Annotated in this window: 16 protein-coding genes; 5 read left to right on the forward strand and 11 right to left on the reverse strand. The window is 72.2% G+C overall.

The genetic code is table 11. From position 1 onward, the window contains the following. Positions 1–128 precede the first annotated feature (128 nt). The 4 genes from VF139_17565 to VF139_17580 are packed head-to-tail and all read left to right on the forward strand — an operon-like array spanning position 129 to position 5,012. Positions 129–1,325 carry an HlyD family efflux transporter periplasmic adaptor subunit gene (locus tag VF139_17565; protein HEX6853208.1) on the forward strand — a complete coding sequence of 399 codons (1,197 nt, stop codon included), beginning with the start codon at positions 129–131 and terminating at the stop codon, positions 1,323–1,325. Beyond that, complete coding sequence (locus tag VF139_17570; GenBank protein ID HEX6853209.1) at positions 1,322–2,545, forward strand: HlyD family efflux transporter periplasmic adaptor subunit; 1,224 nt, start codon at positions 1,322–1,324, stop codon at positions 2,543–2,545. The genes VF139_17565 and VF139_17570 overlap by 4 nt, the downstream gene beginning before the upstream one ends. Then, a complete protein-coding gene (locus VF139_17575) occupies positions 2,542–3,783 on the forward strand; it encodes an HlyD family efflux transporter periplasmic adaptor subunit (GenBank protein ID HEX6853210.1) in 1,242 nt (413 codons plus the stop codon). The genes VF139_17570 and VF139_17575 overlap by 4 nt, the downstream gene beginning before the upstream one ends. After that, entirely contained in the window at positions 3,780–5,012 is a 1,233-nt protein-coding gene (locus VF139_17580) for an ABC transporter permease (GenBank protein ID HEX6853211.1), read from the forward strand. The genes VF139_17575 and VF139_17580 overlap by 4 nt, the downstream gene beginning before the upstream one ends. Before the next feature lie 18 nt (positions 5,013–5,030). On the opposite strand, the gene VF139_17585 is transcribed toward VF139_17580, so the two are convergent. The 7 genes from VF139_17585 to hpt form a co-directional block, all read right to left on the reverse strand. Then, positions 5,031–6,245: a hypothetical protein gene (locus VF139_17585; protein HEX6853212.1), complete on the reverse strand. Its 1,215-nt coding sequence runs from the start codon at positions 6,243–6,245 to the stop codon at positions 5,031–5,033. Between the two features lie 36 nt (positions 6,246–6,281). Beyond that, positions 6,282–7,622 carry a phosphoglucosamine mutase gene (gene glmM / locus VF139_17590; protein HEX6853213.1) on the reverse strand — a complete coding sequence of 447 codons (1,341 nt, stop codon included), beginning with the start codon at positions 7,620–7,622 and terminating at the stop codon, positions 6,282–6,284. Next, positions 7,619–8,569 (reverse strand): CdaR family protein, encoded by a 951-nt coding sequence (locus VF139_17595; protein HEX6853214.1) that lies wholly within the window; start codon positions 8,567–8,569, stop codon positions 7,619–7,621. The genes glmM and VF139_17595 overlap by 4 nt, the downstream gene beginning before the upstream one ends. After that, entirely contained in the window at positions 8,562–9,380 is an 819-nt protein-coding gene (cdaA, locus tag VF139_17600; GenBank protein HEX6853215.1) for a diadenylate cyclase CdaA, read from the reverse strand. Before cdaA ends, VF139_17595 begins: the two co-directional genes overlap by 8 nt. 13 nt (positions 9,381–9,393) lie before the next feature. Then, positions 9,394–10,578: a dihydropteroate synthase gene (gene folP, locus VF139_17605; GenBank protein HEX6853216.1), complete on the reverse strand. Its 1,185-nt coding sequence runs from the start codon at positions 10,576–10,578 to the stop codon at positions 9,394–9,396. Then, complete coding sequence (ftsH, locus tag VF139_17610) at positions 10,578–12,503, reverse strand: ATP-dependent zinc metalloprotease FtsH (protein ID HEX6853217.1); 1,926 nt, start codon at positions 12,501–12,503, stop codon at positions 10,578–10,580. The genes folP and ftsH overlap by 1 nt, the downstream gene beginning before the upstream one ends. 70 nt (positions 12,504–12,573) lie before the next feature. Then, positions 12,574–13,086, reverse strand: coding sequence for a hypoxanthine phosphoribosyltransferase (hpt, locus tag VF139_17615; GenBank protein HEX6853218.1), 513 nt, complete (start codon positions 13,084–13,086; stop codon positions 12,574–12,576). A 98-nt stretch (positions 13,087–13,184) separates the two neighbouring features. Between hpt and VF139_17620 the strand changes: the two genes are divergently transcribed. Continuing rightward, a complete protein-coding gene (locus VF139_17620) occupies positions 13,185–14,048 on the forward strand; it encodes a hypothetical protein (GenBank protein HEX6853219.1) in 864 nt (287 codons plus the stop codon). Between the two features lie 18 nt (positions 14,049–14,066). Here VF139_17620 and tilS read toward each other — a convergent pair whose 3' ends face one another. From tilS to VF139_17640, 4 genes are read right to left on the reverse strand one after another with little or no spacing between them, the layout of a single operon-like run. Then, a complete protein-coding gene (tilS, locus tag VF139_17625) occupies positions 14,067–15,041 on the reverse strand; it encodes a tRNA lysidine(34) synthetase TilS (GenBank protein ID HEX6853220.1) in 975 nt (324 codons plus the stop codon). Positions 15,042–15,047: 6 nt separating this feature from the next. Then, positions 15,048–15,647, reverse strand: a complete 600-nt coding sequence (locus VF139_17630; GenBank protein HEX6853221.1) for an HD domain-containing protein — start codon at positions 15,645–15,647, stop codon at positions 15,048–15,050. 9 nt (positions 15,648–15,656) lie between these two features. Then, positions 15,657–17,354 (reverse strand): hypothetical protein, encoded by a 1,698-nt coding sequence (locus tag VF139_17635; protein HEX6853222.1) that lies wholly within the window; start codon positions 17,352–17,354, stop codon positions 15,657–15,659. Then, complete coding sequence (locus VF139_17640; protein HEX6853223.1) at positions 17,351–18,124, reverse strand: ABC transporter ATP-binding protein; 774 nt, start codon at positions 18,122–18,124, stop codon at positions 17,351–17,353. Before VF139_17640 ends, VF139_17635 begins: the two co-directional genes overlap by 4 nt. Positions 18,125–18,133 lie beyond the last annotated feature (9 nt).

The following is an 18,133-nucleotide window of genomic DNA, read 5'->3' on the forward strand; positions in this document are numbered from 1 at the left end:
GGTAGTACGCGCGGGCCTTTCGAGATGTTCCCGCGGAGCGGGCGAACGGTTGAAAGGTGCGGGTGGGCGGCGCCGGCGGAACGGGGTTTGACGCCGCCCCCCGGCTCCGCGAGAATCGGCCGAAGCCGATGGCACGAGCAACCTTCCGTTCTCCGATCCTCGCGAGCGCCCTTGCCCTCCTCGCGCCGGCGTGTTCGGGGTCCCGCGCCGATCGGACCTCCGATCCGGTCGGCGATCTCGAGGTCCATCGCGGCCCCTTCGTCGAGACGGTCCTGCTGACCGGCGCCTTGGAGGCCGAGCGCTCCGCCGACCTGGGGGTTCCGAGGATCCCCGGCGGGACGTCGATCCGCTGGCTCGAGGCGGACGGCGCGCGCGTGAAGGCGGGGCAGAAGGTCGTCGAGTTCGACGGGGCGTCGTTCGGTCGCGACCTGGAGGAGAAGAAGGTCCAGCGCCGCCAGGCGGAAAGCGACCTCGAGCAGCGCATCGCCGAGGTTGCCGCCCGCAACGCCGACAAGGCGTTCGCGGTCGAGCAGCGGCGGCTCGCGCTCGAAAAGGCGAAATCCGAGGCGGAGGTTCCGGCCGAGCTCCTCGCCGCGCGGCAGTGGCAGGAGCGTCAGCTCGCCCTCGAGCGCGCGAAGGTCGAATACGCCAAGGCCCTCGAGGACGAGAAAGCCTCGGCCCAGGCCGGGGAGGAGGACATCGAGCAGCGCCGGATCAACCTCCAGAAGGCCGCGCGCGAGATCGCCGTCGCCGAGACGGCGCTGTCCGAGATGACCCTCGTGGCGCCCACCGACGGGATCCTCGTTCATGCCGACCACATGTGGGAGGGGCGGAAGCTGCAGGTCGGCGACACCGTCTGGATGGGCGTCACCGTCGTCCGCATCCCCGACCTCGCCGCGATGCGCGTCCAGGCGCAGCTGAGCGACGTCGACGATGGGCGGATCGCCCCCGGCATGCGCGTGCGCTGCGTCCTCGACACCTACCCGGAGCTGGAGTTCCCCGGGAAGATCGTCGAGGTCCAGGCCGTCGCCCGCGAGGCCGAGCGATTCTCGCCGCGCCGGATGTTCCCGACCGTCGTCACGCTCGACAGGACCGATCCCGAGAGGATGCGGCCCGGGATGTCCGTCCGCGTCGAGGTCGAGGCGGCGAGGCGGGAAGGGGCCCTCCTGGCGCCGCGCGCGGGCCTCGACCTGGCGGCGGACCCGGTCGTCGCCCGCCTGCGCGGCGGGGAGCGCAGGCCCGTGAAGCTCGGCCCGTGCAACGCGAGCGTGTGCATCGTCGAGGAGGGGCTGGAGGAGGGGCGCGTGCTCGAGGCGACGCCGTGAAGCGCCGGACGTGGTTTCTCGGGGGGGCGGTCGCCGTCGCGGCGATCGCCTGGGCGGCCTGGCCGGCCCGCGGGGGCGCCGACGGGGACTGGACCGAGGTGAAACGCGGCGACCTCGTCGTCGAGGTCGAAGTGAGCGGGGAGCTCCGCGCCAAGGAGACCGCCGCGCTCGGGCCTCCGCCGATCGAGGATCTCTGGGAGTTCAAGATCTCGATGCTCGCCCCCGAGGGCTCGCAGGCGAAGGCGGGCCAGCCCGTCATGGCGTTCGACGCCACCGAGCTCGACCGCAAGCTCCAGCAGAAGATCGCCGAGGCCGACGAGGCGAAGGGGAAGATCGACAAGCGCCGCGCCGACGCGGAGCTCGCCCGCGCGCGCGACGCGCTCCAGCTCGCCGAGGCGGAGGCGAAGGCCCGGAAGGCGCGCCTGCAGGTCGAGGTGCCGCCGGGGCTGCAGGCCGACCGCGCGTTGTTCACCGCGAAGCTCGAGCTCGAGGAGAGCGAGCGCGAGATCGCCTACGTCAAGGCCCGGACGCAGGCGGCGCGGCACGCGGAGGAGGTCGCCCTCTCGGCGCTCGAGGGGCAGCGCGGCGCCGCGGAGCGGCGCGTGCGCGAGATCCGCGAGGCGATCGCATCGATGACCGTGAAGGCGCCGCGCGAAGGGACCGTCGTCTACGTCTCGAACTGGCGCGACGAGAAGAAGAAGGTCGGCGATTCGGTCTACAAGACCGAGCGCGTCCTCGAGATCCCCGACCTCGCCTCCCTCGCCGCGAGCGGGAACATCGACGAGGCGGACGCCGGACGGATCCGCCCCGGGCAGAAGCTCGCGCTGAGGCTCGACGCGCACCCCGACGTGACCTTCGGGGGCCGGATCGTCTCGATCGGCGACACGGTGCAGCGGAAGTCGTGGCGCGATCCGCTCAAGGTCGTGAAGCTCGAGATCGAGCTCGACGGCACCGACACGCGACGCATGCGGCCCGGGATGCGGTTCCGGGGGACCGTCGAGGCCGAGCGGGTCGCGGGCGAGGTCCTCGTTCCGCTCGAGGCGGTGTTCCGCGCCGACGCGGGGCCCGTGGTCTACCGCCGGTCGCTCGGGGGGTACGAGGCCGTCCGGGTGGACCTCGGCCGGCGGAACGCCACCCACGCCGTGGTGGTGAAAGGGCTCGCCGCGGGGGACCGCGTGGCGCGCCGCGACCTCGCCGCGGCGGACAGGGAGGGGGCGTGATCCGCGCGTTTCCGCTCGTCACGCTCGGAATCCTCCTCTCCGCCTGCTCGCGCGGCCCCGACGTCCCCACCGTCGAGGTCCAGGAGACGACCTTCGAGCGCCGCGTCACGGCCGAGGGGCAGGTCGAGGCGAAGGACGCGACGCCGATCACCGGCCCGATGGACACGGAAGGGGCGATGAAGGTCGCCTGGATGGTCCCCGAGGGCTCGCGCGTCGCCGAGGGAGACGTCGTGCTCCGGTTCGATCCGGTGGACATGGAGAAGCTGCTCGCCGACGGCCGCGCCGAACGCGCGGTCGCGGACAGCAAGCGCACGGGGATGGAGGTCGAGAGCGACGGCGTGCTGCGCAACCTCGACCGCGACGCGGCCCTGGCGCGGGAGGAGCTTTCCGCATCGGCGAAGTTCCAGGCGAAGGATCCGGACATCTTCTCCCGCCGCGAGATCATCCAGGCGGAGATCGACCGCGACCTCGCGTCGCGCCGGCTGGCGCACGCCGAGGGCTCGCGCGCGGTGCGAAGCCGGATCGCGACGGCCGACCTCGCGCTCGTGGACATCGACCGGCGCAAGGCCGACCTTCGGATCGGCCAGGCGGAGAAGGGGCTGCGGGCCCTCGAGGTGAAGGCGCCGCACGCGGGGATCGTCGTCTACCAGCGCGACTGGCAGGGGAACACGACCCGCGTGGGGGACACGATCTGGCCCGGGGAGGAGGTCGCGGAGATCCCGCGGCTGGACACGATGATCGCCAAGGTGTTCGTGCTCGAGGCGGACGCCGGCGGCCTCGCGGTCGGGCTTCCGGCGGAGGTCGTTCTCGAGGCGTACCCCGAGGCGCCCGTCCCCGCGAAGATCACCAAGGTGGCGACCCTGGCCAAGCGCCGGATGGGCTGGGTGCCGGTGCAGTACTTCGAGGTCGAGGTCGCCTTCGATCGGCAGGATCCCGATCGCATGAAGCCCGGCCAGCGCGTTCGCGCGGCTCTGGCCCTCGAGCGCCGGGACAAGGCGGTCGTGGTCCCGCGCGGCAGCGTCTTCGAGCGCGAGGGGAAGAAGGTCGTCTACCGCCGGAACGGCCGCGGCTTCGAGCCCGTCGAGGTCGCGCTCGGCCCGGCCGCCGTCGGGAACGTCGTCATCGAGAAGGGGCTCGCCGCGGGCGAGCGGATCGCGCTGCGCGACCCCGAGGCGGAGGAGCGCTCCGACGGCGAGAAGCCCGCGTCGGGACCCTCCTCGCCGAGGTCGGCGTCGTGACGCCGCAGGAGTCGCTCCAGGCGGCGCTCGAGAACCTCGCCGCGCACAAGCTCCGCTCCGCGCTCACCATGCTCGGGATGATCTTCGGCGTGGGCGCCGTGATCGCGATGCTCTCCATCGGGGCGGGGGCGGAGCGGCAGTCGATGGAGATGATCGAGCGCATGGGACTGCGCAACGTGCTCGTCCGCGCCAAGGACAAGAAGGAGGAGGAGCTCCGCGAGATCCGGAAGAAGTCGCTCGGCGTCTCCTGGCGCGACGCGCAGGGGATCGAGGACGGCGTGCCGGGGGTGGAGAACGCCCTCCCCAAGCTGCTGATCGAGCCGTACAAGGTGCTCGCCCCCGACGCGAAGACCGAGGCGAAGGTCTGGGGCGTCTCCTCGCGCCACCCCGAGCTCTCGGGCCTCGAGCTCGCCGAAGGGCGGTTCTTCGACGTCCGCGACGAGGCCGAGCACGCGCAGGTCTGCGTGATCGGACCGAAGGTGCGGCGCGAGCTGTTCGGCTACGACGCGGCGCTGGGGAGACTCGTCAAGGTCAACGACGTGTGGCTCGAGGTCGTCGGGGTGCTGCGGGCATCGGGGGGCGGATCCTCGTTCGAGGGGGTGCAGGTCGGTTCGACCGCGGAGGAGATCTACCTCCCGGTGACGACGGCCCAGCGGAAGTTCGACCGTCCGCCGCTGAAGTCGCCGCTCGACGAGATCGTGGTGCGGCTCGACGCCGGCGCCTCGCCGCGGGATGCCGCGACCGCGATCCGCGGGCTGCTGGAACGGCTGCACGGAGGGGTGGACGACTGGGAGCTCGTCGTTCCGGAGGCCCTGCTCGAGCAGAGCCGGAGGACCCAGCGCCTGTTCAACATCGTGATGGGGTGCATCGCCGGGATCTCCCTTCTCGTCGGCGGGATAGGGATCATGAACATCATGCTCGCCACGGTCCTCGAGCGGACCCGCGAGATCGGCGTGCGCCGCGCGGTCGGCGCCAAGCGCAAGGACATCCGCACGCAGTTCATCGTGGAGTCGTTCTCGATCAGCGCGCTCGGCGGCCTCGCCGGCGTGGCGCTCGGCGTCGGCATCGCGCAGGTGGTCGCGATGTGGGCGGGATGGCCGACCGTCGTGACCGCGGGCTCGATCGTGCTCTCGACCGGCGTGTCGGTGGCGGTCGGCCTCGTGTCGGGGATCTACCCGGCGGTGCGCGCCGCCGCGCTCGATCCGATCGAGTCGCTGCGTTACGAGTAGCGCGACCGTCTCCCGCCGCTACTTCGCCTCGTAGGTCGCCCGGACCACCTGGAAGGCGTAGGCCTTGCCGTCGCGCGTCGCGACGCGTCCGCGCCACACGGCGGGGGGCTCGAACCGGAACGAGAGGACCTTGTGGCGGCTGCGCAGCAGGCGCAGCGCGTGTCCCCCGTCGCTCCAGTTCCCGTCGTGCCCCAGGCGGACGACCAGCTCCTGAAGCCCTTCCATCGGGAGCTCGGGGCCGGTCAGGTGGCGGCAGTGTTTCCACCACAACATCTCGTCGAGGTTGTCGAACTCGTAGACCGGCGGCTTCTCGAAGGCCGCCTCGAGGCGCTGCGGCCGTCCCGGGATCTCGACGAGCTCGAGCGGGCGAACCGTCGCGAAGGGCGCCAGGCGGTCGCGGAGCGAGGCCTTCGGGAACAGGTCCCTCGTCGCGCCTTTCGCCGCGTCGCGCAGGGCCAGGCGCCGGACGAACCCGTCGGCGGGGAGGATCGCGTAGCCGCTCTCGCGGTCGCCGAGGAAGACGCAATCCTCGGGGGCCTCGAGATAACGGGCCGCCGCGAACGCGGCGAGGGTCGCGTCGAGCAGCGCCCCCGCGCGCTCCACGTCGCGCTCGGACCCGGCGACAGCCAGCGCGTCCCACGCGGGGCGCAGGTCGAGGTCCTCCTGGAAACCCAGGCCGCGCAGCGCCAGGTCGAGCGCCGACGCCCGCTCCGGCCATTCGGCCCGGGACGAGGCGCGGTAGGGAGGAAGGGCGTACCCGCGGAAGGCGGCGTCGCGATCGGGGTGGATCCCGGCGGCGGCCGCCGCGGATCCCTGCCAGACGAGGATCTTCGCGACGAGATCGGGCCACGTCTCCGCGAGCCCCGATTGCCTCCGGTCCCGATCGGGCCACGGAAGGCACGGATGTCCAGCCGAGGCGAACGCTCCCAGGAGCGCCGGCCCCTGCCATGCTTCGCCGTCCTCCCGGCGGGGGGGACGCCGACCCAGCCGGCGCTTCGCGGCGTTGTCGACCGGCCGCCCCTTGGATCCGCGCGGCGCGAGGATCGGCACGTCGACCGCGAGGGTGAACGCTTCCCCCCCCGCGAGCTCCGCAACGTCCCGGACCAGGGCCGGCGGGTCGTCCGGGCGTCGGACCTGATCGACGCGCCCTTGGCCGTCGAGTCTGACCAGGGTCCCCTCGGCGCCCGCCGCGGCGCCGGCGAGGGGCCCAAGATCCGCCCCCAGGATTCGCATGCGGCCCCTAATATAGGGGTTCCCGCGGGAAAAGCCTCAGGCTCCGAGTTCCCGGCGGATCAAATCGGCCACCTCCGCCGTCACCCGCTCCACCGCCGCCGGATCCTCCGCCTCGACCATGACCCTCGCGAGCGACTCCGTCCCCGAATAACGCAGGACGATCCGCCCCGTCCCGTGGAGGTCCGACTCGGCCTGCGCGACCGCCGGGCCGATCACCGGGTGCGAGCGAAGGTCGGGCTTCGACGCCACGCGGACGTTCACGAGCTTCTGCGGGAAGGGGACGATCCCGTCGAGGATCGTCTCGAGCGGCGTCTGCTCGTCGAGGATCGCGTCGAGGAGGACGAGCCCCGTCAGCAGGCCGTCCCCGGTCGTCATGCGATCGCGGAAGATGACGTGCCCCGATTGCTCGCCGCCCAGCGCCGCGTCCTCCGCGATCATCTTCTCGAGGACGTATTTGTCGCCGACGGCCGAGCGATGGAGTCGGATCCCTTCGTCGGCGAGTCGCTTCTCGAGCCAGAAGTTGCTCATGATCGTCGCGACGACGCCGTCGCCGTGGAGCAGGCCGTCGCGTTTGAGCTTGCGCGCCGTCAGGTAGAGGATGTGGTCGCCGTCGACGACCCGGCCGGTGCGGTCGACCGCGAGACAGCGATCGGCGTCGCCGTCGAACCCGAGCCCGAGGTCGAACCCTCCCGCGCGGACCCGCTCGGCGAGCCGCTCGAGGTGGAGCGAGCCGCAGCCGAGGTTGATGTTCCTCCCGTCGGGACGGTCGCCGATCGCCTCGACCTCGGCGCCGTGGTGCCGGAAGATCTCGGCGCCGAGCGCGCTCGCGGAGCCGTTGGCGCAGTCGAGCAGCAGCCGGCGGCCGCGGAATCGTCCCTCGGGGACGGCCCCCTCCAGGAACGCGACGTACCGCCGCGCGATCGCGCCGTCCTCCGCGGCGCGCCCCGCCCCCGATCCCGCGTCCGAGAGATCGTGGTCGAGGATCCACCGCTCGATCTCCGCCTCCTGCGCGTCGGGGAGCTTCATGCCGTCCCGCCCGAAGACCTTGAGCCCGTTGTCGCCGAAGGGGTTGTGGCTTGCGGAGATCATCACGCCCGCGTCGAAGCGGCCGCTCGAGGTTCCGAAGGCGAGACCCGGCGTGGTGATGACCCCCGCGTCGACCGCGGAGCCGCCCTGCGAGGCGAGACCGGCCGCCACCGCGTCCCGAAGCCAGGGTCCCGACTCGCGGGTGTCCCTGCCGAGGAGGACGCGCGGCGCCGCCGCCGCCCCTCCGAGGACGGTCGCCAGGGCGGCGCCGAAGCGCCGGACGGTCGCGGGATCGAGCGGGGCGACGCCCGCTTCGCCGCGGATGCCGTCGGTGCCGAAGAGTCGCTTCATGAAGGGATCCTCTTGTCCTGCAGCCGCACGCGCACCCTGGACGGCGCCATCTGCCGCACGGTGATGCGCGCGAGATCCTCGAGGGGTACGCCGACGAAGTCGAGGCGCAGGGGAACCTGGTGGGCCTCGGTCCGGGGAGAGAGCCCCTCGAGATCGGCGACGGCGCGAAGCTGCGTCGGCCGGATCGCCTGAAGGAGCGGTGCCGGTCCCGCGAGGGTGATCCGGACCGTCGCGGGGGAGACGACCGCCTCCCAGACCTTGCCGGCGAGCAGCACCGGGACGTCGTCGAACGACGCCTCCACCGGCGCGACGTCGACGTGGGCGAGGACCTCGATCGGGCGGGCGTTCACGACCCGCACGTCGGCGGCGTCGGGGACGGCGCCGACGCGGACGGTGAAGGGAAGGGAGCGGCCGTCGAGGTGGATCGGGTCGGTCCGCACGTGCGCGACGGCGTCGACCTTGGCGGCGGGACCTTCGATCTCGACCGTTTCCGGCTTGGCCTGCGCCCAGTAGAACGCGCGACCCGCCGCGGGCTTCCCGACGAAGGCGGGCGCCACCGGGACGGTCCGCCGGGAGCGCCGCGTCACCGTGAGCGACAGGCGGCCGGGATCGATGAACTCGACGTCCACCCCGGGCGGCACGCCGTCGAGCTGGCTCTCCGCGAGCTGGACGCTGCGCTCGCCGACGTCGGCGCCGCGCAGGTCGACGCGCAGCGCGAGGTTGAACGGGGCGAGGCGTCGCAACGTCGTCTCCGGCCCCCGGAGACGAACGCCGATCGTCGTCGGGATCGCGCCCTCGAGGATGAACGGCGCACCGAGCTGGAAATCGACCGGGACGCGGAAGTCCTGAACGACCCGGCTCTCGCCGGTCACCGCGATCCACACCGCGAGCGCGAGGACGAGGGAGAGCAGCTTCAGCGGCCAGCGCCGCACCATCGCGTCAAACATGCGCGTGGCTCCCCGCCGCCTTCGCGCGCTGGCCCTTCGGAGCCATCGCGCCGCGCAGGCGCCCGAACAGGGCGGCGGCGTCGAGCCCCTCGACGATCCTCCCCGACTCGGCGACGGAGACGATGCCGCGCTCCTCGGAGACGACGATCGCGAGCGCGTCGGATTCCTGGGTGATCCCGATCGCCGCGCGGTGGCGCGTGCCGTAGGTGCGGGACAGGGTCGGATCGGTCGTCAGCGGCAGGTAGCAGGAGGCCGCCTTGATCCGGTCCTCGGAGACGATCACGGCGCCGTCGTGCAGCGGCGCGCCGCGCTGGAAGATGTTCATGAGCAGGTCGTAGGAGGCCTGCGCGTCGAGCACGATGCCGGTCTCGTAGAAGGCGCGCAGACCCAGCTCCCGCTCGATCACGATCAACGCCCCGAGGCGCTTGCTCGCGAGGGAGGCGGCGGCGAGGGCGATCTCCTCGGCGACCGCCTCGTGGCCCCGGCGCGGCCGGAGCGCGGCCAGAGGGTTGCGGCCGACCTGTGTGAGCGCCTGCCGGATCTGGTTCTGGAACAGGACCACGAGCGCGAACGGGATGTAGAAGAACGCCTGCCCGAGGACCGCGTTGAGGGCCGGAAGGTGGAGGTAGTCGGGGCGCGTCGCGACCTGCGCCAGGCCGACCGCGAGCACGCCGGTGAGGATGTGCACCGCGCGCGTGCCGCGGATGAGCAGGAGGACGTTGTAGAGCAGGATCGCGAGCAGGAGGATGTCGAGAGCCGCGCGAAAGCCGAGATCGTGAAGGTGGAAGAGGTCGGCGATTCGTTCCAGCATCCCCCGCGTCCCGTCAGGTCGACCGGATCGCGTCGACCATCTTCAACGCCCGCCGCGTCGCGGCGACGTCGTGGGTCCGGATCACGTGGGCCCCCTGCCACGCCGCGATCGCCGCCACCGCCAGCCCCCCCTCGAGCCGTTCGTGCACCGGGAGGTCCAGGACCGCTCCGATGAACGACTTGCGCGACGCCCCGACCAGGATCGGGCGGCCGACGGTGCGCAGCGTCGGCAGCTCGCGCAGGATCTGGAGGTTCCCGGCGCCGGACTTGCCGAACCCGATGCCGGGATCGACGAGGATCTTATCATCCGGGATCCCCGCCGAGACGGCCTTGTCCACGGTCTTGCGCAGGAACCCCACGACGGACGACATGAGGTCCACGTAGGTCGTGTCCTGCTGCATGCTGCGCGGGGTTCCGCGCAGGTGCATCACCACGACCGGGACGCGCGTGTCGCGCAGCATCCGGATCATCCCCGGGTCGGCGAGCGCCGAGACGTCGTTGACCATGTCGGCGCCCGCCTCGATCGCGGCCTTCGCGACCCTCGCCTTCATCGTGTCGATCGAAAGACGCACGCCGAGCTCGCGTCGGATGGCCTCGATGACCGGAACGACGCGGCGGATCTCGTCCTCCTCCGGAACCGGCTCGGCGCCCGGGCGCGTGCTCTCGCCGCCGACGTCGATCAGGTCCGCCCCCTCCTCGGCCATGCGGCCCGCCGCCTTCACCGCGGCGTCGACGTCCGGGAGGGCGCCGCCGTCCGAGAACGAGTCCGGAGTGAGGTTGAGGATCCCCATCACGCGCGTCTCCGCGAGGTCCATCCGCTCGCCGTCGGCGAAGGGGATCGCGAAGCCGGAGCGGTGGTAACTCGTCAGCGCCGAGCGGATCGCGAATCCGAGCGTCCGCTCGCCGCGCGACTCGAGGACCGCCCCGAGTCGCTTGAGCGTCTCGTCGTCGGCGACGAGCAGGCGCGGCGCGACCTCCTGGGCGTTGGGGATGCCGTCGAGCACGACGATGCCCAGCGCCTGCGCCTCCTGCCGGAGGAGCTCTCCCGCGGCGCCGTCCACGGAGGCGAGGCGGAGCGCGCGGCGGGCGCGCGACGCGAGGCGGTCCGCCGCCAGCGCCTGCGCCTCGTCCACGTCGGACATGCGACGCACCGCCCGCGGCAGTTGCGCGAGCTCGATGACGCGAGGATTGTGATCCATCAGGCCGGTTGCGGGCCCGGAGCCGGGGAGACCGCGGCGTCCCGGGGGCGGTCCTCGGCGGCTGCGGGCTCCCGCGTCCCCGTCGCCACCCGCGCCGGAAGGGTCTCGCCGCGGATCAGCGCTCCGACCTGCTCGGCGTCGAGCACCTCGCGCTCGAGGAGCGCCTCCGCGATGCGCTTGAGGGCGGCGGCGTGTTCGTGGAGGATCGCCTTGGCGGTCGTGTACCCCTTCATCACGATGACGCGGACCTCGGCGTCGATCTCGACGGCGGTCGACTCGCTGAAGTCGCGGTGCTGGGCGATCTCGCGCCCGAGGAAGATCGCCTCCTCCTTCTTGCCGAAGGTCAGGGGGCCCATCTTCTCGGACATCCCCCACTCGCAGACCATCTTGCGGGCGAGGTCGGTGGCGCGCTCGATGTCGTTCCCGGCGCCGGTCGTCATCCGCTCGAAAGTCATCTCCTCGCTGACGCGCCCGCCCATCAGGACCGCGAGGTTCGACTCGAGGTACTCCTTGGAGTAGGTGTGCTTGTCGTCGGTGGGGAGCTGCATCGTGAGGCCGAGCGCCCGGCCGCGCGGGATGATCGTGACCTTGTGGAGCGGGTCGGCGTACGGGACGAAGTGGGCGACGAGGGCGTGTCCGGCCTCGTGGAAGGCCGTGATCTTGCGCTCCTCCTCGCTGATGACGAGCGAGCGGCGCTCGGTCCCCATCATCACCTTGTCCTTGGCGATCTCGAAGTCCTCCTGCGAGACCACCTTGCGGTTGCGCCGCGCCGCGAACAGCGCCGCCTCGTTGACGAGGTTGGCGAGGTCGGCGCCGCTGAACCCGGGGGTCGCCCGTGCGATGACCGTGAGGTCGATGTCCGACGCGAGCGGGACCTTGCGGGCGTGCACCCGGAGGATCTCCTCGCGCCCACGGACGTCGGGACGGCCCACGACGACCTGGCGGTCGAAGCGACCGGGGCGCAGGAGCGCGGGATCGAGGACGTCGGGGCGGTTGGTGGCCGCGATGAGGATCACGCCTTCGTTGGTCTCGAAGCCGTCCATCTCGACGAGCAGCTGGTTGAGCGTCTGCTCGCGCTCGTCGTGCCCGCCGCCCAGGCCCGCTCCGCGGTGGCGTCCGACCGCGTCGATCTCGTCGATGAAGATGATGCAAGGGGCGTTCTTCTTCCCCTGCTCGAACAGGTCGCGCACGCGCGAGGCGCCCACGCCAACGAACATCTCGACGAAGTCGGATCCCGAGATCGAGAAGAACGGAACGTTCGCCTCGCCGGCGATCGCGCGCGCCAGGAGGGTCTTGCCGGTTCCCGGGGGGCCCATGAGCAACACGCCCTTGGGGATCTTGCCGCCGAGCTTCTGGAACTTCTGCGGCTCCTTCAGGAACTCGATGATCTCCTGGAGCTCCTCCTTCGCCTCCTCGACGCCGGCGACGTCCTTGAACGTCACCTTCTTCCCCTGCGCCGAGGTCAGTTTCGCGCGCGACTTCCCGAACGAAAGCGCCTTGTTCCCGCCGCTCTGCATCTGGCGCATCACGAAGATCCAGATGGCGAAGACGACGATCATCGGGAGCCACATCAGCAGCATCGAGAGCACCGCGTTGTCGGACGGCTTCTTGGCCTTCACGACGGCGCCCTGGTCGCGCAGCTTGGCGGGGAGGGACTCGTCCTTGACGACGTAGGTCTTGAAGTGGGTGAAGGTCTGGCCGGTCTTGGCGGTCCGGGGCTGCTTGAACTTGCCGGTGATCTCGTACCCGACCTGGTCGCCGGTGATGGTGGCCTCGCCGATGTCGGCGGTGCCCACGAGGGCGTAGAACTCGGACTGGTCGAGCTCCTGTTTCGGCGACCCGGCCGTGGCGAGGATCCTCCACAGGACGAACATCGTCCCGAACAGGAAGACCCAGACCAGGACGGTCTTGAGATGGTTGTTCACGCCCTCGACCTCCGGCCTTCAATATAAAGGCGGTTCCCCGGCGACGCCATTGCGGACCGCCTTCCGGGACTCACTCCACGTAAGAGATGTACGGGAGGTTTCGGTAGAGCCCGTCGGCGTCGAGTCCGTACCCGACGACCCACTTGTCGGGGACCTGGAACCCTACGTAATCCGGGACGATTCGCGCCTGGCGGCGGGCCGGCTTGTCGAGCAGGACCGCGATCCGGAGCCGCCGGGGGCGCCGGCGCTCGAGGCGCTCCTTGAGCGCCGCGAGGGTCCGGCCGGTGTCGAGGATGTCCTCGACCAGGAGCAGGTCCGCCCCCTCCACCGGGAAATCCAGGGGAAGCATGACCCTTCCGGGGTCCCCCCCGCGCTCCACCGACAGCACCGGGGTCATCGCGATCCGGACCGGCATCGGCAGCCGCCGCACGAGATCGGCGCAGAACATGATGGCCCCGTCCATCAGGGCGATGACGGAGAGCTCCGCGGCGTCGGGGGTGTCGGCGGCGATCGCATCCGCCATCGCCGCGACGCGTTCCTCGATCCGCTCCTCGGAGATCAGGATCGTGCTCGAAAGGCGCATGGCCGGAATGTAGCAGGGGTAAATAGGGACAGTCCCCATTTTTCGGGAGCGCCGGAAAAATGGGGACTGTCCCTATTTACCCCTGCTACATTCCGGCCATGCTCGCCGCGATCCTCCTTGCCGCAGCCCTTACGGACGACGGCGCCCGCGCCCGCACGATCGCCCGACTCGACCAGCTCCTCGACCCCGCCGCGACCGCGGAGGCGAGGACCGAGCGGGTGATCGTCTCCTCGGACCACCGCGCCCCCGACGCCGCGAGAGCGATGGCGTCGAGACTCGAAGGGGTGTTCGTCGCCGCGAGGGAGGTGCTCGGGCTTCCCGACGACGCGGCGCCCCCGCCGCGCCTGCGCGTGTACGCGTTCCGGCTGCGGGACGCGTACATCGTCGCGCGCGAGGCGATGGGCGGGCTCGGGGACGAGGACGCGCTCGTCGACCCGCGCCTCGATCTGCTCGTCCTTCATCTCGACGCCGGCGGCATCGACGACCCGCGTCGCGTCGCGCTGCGTGAGGGCGCGCGCTGGTACCTGCGCAAACGCTGGCCGCCGGGAGCGACGCCGCCCCCGTGGTTCGAGGAGGGGCTCTCCCGGTACCTCGCGTCGGGGGACCTCCTCGGGACGCGCATCGTCCCCCGGCCCTGGTCGCGCGCGAAGGACGCGAACGTCAAGCCCCCGCCGTGGCCCGGCGCCCCCGAGCCGCCGTGGACGCCGTCGCAGCTGCGTCGCTCGTGGAAGTCCACCGGCGGGCCGAACCTCGAGGCCCTGTTCGCCTCCGAGCGACCGGAACCGGGGCGCGCCCGGCTCGCCTTCGAGGCGGAGGCACGGTTCTTCGTCGAGTTCCTCCGCTACGGCACCGACGTCTGGCCCGAGGCGGTCCGCCGCGTGCTCGCCGGCGGTCCCCCGATCGAAGGGCCGCCCGACGCGTGGAAGGAGCGGTTCGTCAAGTACGTGGAGAAGATGGACTGAGGGGGCGGTCGCGACGGGTCATTTCGCGGCGAGCGTGACGCGCCCGTCGCCCGCCCGGGCCTTCCGGCCGCTGGGCAGGTCCAGGCTCCCCGAGCCGGCGGCCGCGAGCTTCAACAGGGCCTCGACGTGTTTCGCCGAGATCCGGCGCGGATCGCAACCCGCCTGCTCGAGGGCCATCCGCGCGGCCCGCCCCGCGAGCGCCGGAGCGAGAGCCGCGAGTCCCCGCGCGTCGAGCACGACCGTATCGCCGTCCCTTCCACCGAGGCGCATCAGCCACGCCGCCGCCTCGCGGTCGAGGTGCGCCGCGTCGACGCGCAGGCGCTCGGCCGCCTGCGCGAGGTGCCGGGCCGCCTCGGGGTTGAGCGCCTCGGCGAGCGCCGGGACAACGAGCCGGCGGAGGCGATTGCGGTCGTAGGCGGCGCTGCGATTGGAGGGGTCGTCGCGCCAGGCCAGGCGGTGCCGCACGAGCCAGACGCGCAGCTCCATGCGGGACAGGCCGAGCGCGGGCCGGATGAACGGGCCCGGGCCGGCCGGCGCCATGCCCGCGAGCGCCGCCGGTCCCGCGCCGCGCGCGAGCCGCATCAGGATCGTCTCCGCTTGGTCGTCGAGGGTGTGCCCGAGCGCGACGTGCTCCGACCCGGAGAGCCCCGCGACCTCGAGCAGGAAACCGCGCCGCACGCGCCGGGCCGCTTCCTCGGGGGACTCGTCCCGCCGACGCATCTTCGCGACGTCGCGGCGATCGGCGACGCACGGGAGGCCGAGCGCCTCGGCGAGCCCCTCGACGAACCGCCGGTCGGCGGTGGACCCGCGCCGGAGCGCGTGGTCGAGGTGGGCCACGACGAGCGTGAGGCCCCTGGGCTTCGCGAGGCGGCGGAGCAGGTGGAGCAGCGCGACCGAATCGCCGCCGCCCGACACCGCCACGACGACGGCGGCGTTGGGTGGGACGAGCTCGAGCGCGGCGCGCCGGAAGGCGATCTCCGTGCGGTCGGCCACGCGCGCCTAGAACCGGAACTCGGCCGGGTCGGCGCCGACGGCCGCGGCGAACCGCCGGATCGCCTGCTCCAGCTCGTCCATGAGCGAGCCCGTGAAGCCGCGGGCGTCGAGGGCCATCTGCACCGCCCGGTGGTAGGCGGCCATGGTGTGGGGCGGCCGCTTGAAACGCCGCCAGACGTCGGTCGTGGGCAGGTCCTCGATCCGCGCCTGATCGAGGTCCCAGAGGAGGCTGCGGAGGTTGTGGATCTTGTCTGCGGCGCACGTCGGGAGCGCCAGGTCGGAGGCGACGCGGATCTGATCGCAATAGACGCGCTTGCGTTTCTCCCAGGGCATCTTCTTGTCGGGCTCGGAGAGGTCCGCCACGGCGCGTGTGATCTCGGGGCCGAAGGCCTCCTCGATCTCGTCGCGGTCGACGGGGGTGTCCTCGAGCACGTCGTGCAGGAGCGCGACGATCGCGTGGTCGACGCCGTGGCCGTGGGAGAGCACGATCATCGAAACCGCGACGACGTGGCTGAAGTAGGGGTTGTCGGTCCCCTTGCGCATCTGACCGCGGTGGGCCCGCTCCGCGAAGAGGATCGCCTGATCCAGTCGCCGATAGGGGTGCATGGCGCGAGGCTACCTTCCGCCCGCGACCAGCGCCAGATTTTCCCGGCGCCTTCCGACCAGGCGCGAGGACATCCGGAGCAGCGGGACGTGCGCGATCGCGGCAAGCGCCAGGAACGCCGCGGCGACCGCCGCGGCCGCGAGCGAATGGCGCCACGCCCACGCCGCGAGCCCCGCCGCCGCGAGGGGGACGGCGAAGCTCGTCGAGGTGACGATCGACAGGAGCGTGGCCCCGAGCATGTTCGGGTTGCCGGCGGCGTTGAGCTTGTTGAGGTCGGCCGTCCGGGGAAACGAGGCGGAGATCGCGATCGCGGCCGGCGAGACGCACAGGAACGCCCCCAAGGCGACGCACACGGCCGCGATCCAGAAGCCGCCGCTCCCGCCGCTTCCGAGCGCCAGCGCGACGAGCCCGCTCAGCGCGAACGACGCGAGGTAGACCAGCGCGAACCCCGCGGACTTCCCCGCGACGAACCGCCGGTCGTCGATCGGCCCCAGGAACTGGAGGGCGAGCCCCGTGCGATCCGTGGCGAAGGCGTTCGCCATGAGCGGCTGCAGCCCGAGCAGCGAGAAGAACGCCGCCCCCAGGAGCAGCAGCGGGCCGCCCGCCGCCTGCACGAGCCAGTGCCCCGAGGAGTCGTCGAGCAGCCTCGAGAACAACACGACGGTGAGCGGCGGGAAGAACGCGTTGATCCGCCCGCGAACCGTGCGCGTCCAGGTGCGCGCCTGCGTCCACGCCACCGCCGACGCTTCCGCGCCCATCCCGGGGATGCGCGCGAGCCCCCCGACCGCCCGCCCGCGTCCGCGTGCGCCGCCTCCCGCGGGCGCGTCGAGGATCCTCCCGCAGGCGTATCCCGACGCGGCGAGGAGGATCCCCGCTCCCGCGGCGAGCCCGCCGAGTCCGATCGCGGTCTCGCGTGCGTTCCCCGTGACCCCTCCGCGCGCCGCCCGCGTCCACAGCAGGTTCGGAAGCGGCTGCGTCCACGCCGGCCAACCGGCGGTCCGCGTCACGCGCACGACGCGCGGCTCGCCGGGGGGGCGTCGCTTGGCCTGCGTCCAGTACGACGGCAGGAACGCGACGAGGCCCACCGCCAGGATCGCCGCCACCGTCAGCGCCTCTCCGCGCCGCCGGTCGCGGAACAGCCACTGCATGCAGAAACCCAGCGTCGCGCCGAGCGTCGCGAGCGTGAGGAGGAACAAGGCCGCGGCGAGCACGGCGACCGCCGCCGCGCCGGGGCGTCCTCCCGCCAGAAGCCCGACCGGGAACAACGCGAGGGCGGGGAGGACCAGGAGGACGAACGGATCGACGAGCCACGAGGCCACCTCGGCGAGGTGGAACCATCGCCGCGGCAGCGGGAGCAGCAGCAGGCGGGCGAGGTTCTGCGTCCCTTGCGACAGGCGGACGACGGGACCGGCGAGGACGGCGACGAGGGAGAAGGCGAGGAACGCCTGGAACACCTCGAAGACGGGGCCGATCGCGTCGGGATCCCCGGCGGTCCGGTAGCCGCCCCACGCGGCGAGCCCGCCGAAGAAGGCCGCCATCGGGATCACGGCGAGGGCGACGAGCGCGGTCCCCACGAGCCCGGCGATCCGCGAGAAGCGCTCCATCCCGTCGCGTCGGGCGCCCCCGCGAAGGCCGTTGACGGTGAGCCGGAAGCGCAGCCACGCCATCGCCCGGAGCAACGCCCAAGGACGGATCCGCTCGCGGCTCACGCTCCGCCGCCGAGCCAGTCGAGTGCCGCGCCCCGGCGTTCTTCCGCTCCCACGAGCCCGAGGAAGATCTCCTCGAGGGTGTTTCCCCCCACCGCCGCGCGACGCAGCTCCTCCATCGGCCCCTGGGCGACGAGACTCCCCCGGTGGATGACTCCGACGTGGTCGCACAGTCGCTCGACGATCTCGAGGATGTGCGAGGTCACGAAGATCGTCCCGCCTCCTTTCACGTACCCCGCCAGAAGATCCTTGATCTGGCGCGAGGCGATCGCGTCGATCCCCTCGAACGGCTCGTCGAGGAAGAGCAGGCGCGGCGCGGGGAGAAGCGCGGCCGCGAGGGCGAGCTTCTTGCGCATGCCGTGCGAGAAGTCGGTGACGAGCGCATCGCCGGCGGAGACGAGGTCCATCAGCGCGAGCAGCTCGCCCGCGCGGGAGCGGATCGTCGCGAGGTCGAGGCCGTGCACGCGCCCGACGAAGGCCAGCGTCTCTCCCGCCGTCAGACGATCGAAGAGCGCAAGGTCCTCGGGGACGACCCCCACGCGGCGCTTCACCCCGATGGGATCGGCCGCCGGGTCCATCCCGAGGATGCGCGTCGTCCCCGAGGTCGGGCGCAGGAGGCCCGTGAGGCACTTGATCGTCGTCGACTTCCCCGCGCCGTTGGGGCCGAGGAAGCCGTAGAGGCTTCCCTTGGGAACGGCGAGGTTGATCCCGTCCACCGCGGTGAACGTGCCGAAGGTGCGTCTCAGGCCGAACGTCTCGAGGGCGAGTTCCATGGTCGCGGG

It is taken from the genome of Candidatus Polarisedimenticolaceae bacterium (genome assembly GCA_036376135.1).
Taxonomy (GTDB): Bacteria; Acidobacteriota; Polarisedimenticolia; order Polarisedimenticolales; family DASRJG01; genus DASVAW01.

Excerpts from the sequence above, each read along its gene's own strand:
- VF139_17565 (HEX6853208.1), top strand. The coding sequence starts at position 129 with ATGGCACGAGCAACCTTCCGTTCTCCGATCCTCGCGAGCGCCCTTGCC.
- VF139_17585 (HEX6853212.1), bottom strand. The coding sequence starts at position 6,245 with ATGCGAATCCTGGGGGCGGATCTTGGGCCCCTCGCCGGCGCCGCGGCG.
- glmM (HEX6853213.1), bottom strand. The coding sequence starts at position 7,622 with ATGAAGCGACTCTTCGGCACCGACGGCATCCGCGGCGAAGCGGGCGTC.
- VF139_17595 (HEX6853214.1), bottom strand. The coding sequence starts at position 8,569 with ATGTTTGACGCGATGGTGCGGCGCTGGCCGCTGAAGCTGCTCTCCCTC.
- cdaA (HEX6853215.1), bottom strand. The coding sequence starts at position 9,380 with ATGCTGGAACGAATCGCCGACCTCTTCCACCTTCACGATCTCGGCTTT.
- folP (HEX6853216.1), bottom strand. The coding sequence starts at position 10,578 with ATGGATCACAATCCTCGCGTCATCGAGCTCGCGCAACTGCCGCGGGCG.
- hpt (HEX6853218.1), bottom strand. The coding sequence starts at position 13,086 with ATGCGCCTTTCGAGCACGATCCTGATCTCCGAGGAGCGGATCGAGGAA.
- VF139_17620 (HEX6853219.1), top strand. The coding sequence starts at position 13,185 with ATGCTCGCCGCGATCCTCCTTGCCGCAGCCCTTACGGACGACGGCGCC.
- VF139_17630 (HEX6853221.1), bottom strand. The coding sequence starts at position 15,647 with ATGCACCCCTATCGGCGACTGGATCAGGCGATCCTCTTCGCGGAGCGG.
- VF139_17640 (HEX6853223.1), bottom strand. The coding sequence starts at position 18,124 with ATGGAACTCGCCCTCGAGACGTTCGGCCTGAGACGCACCTTCGGCACG.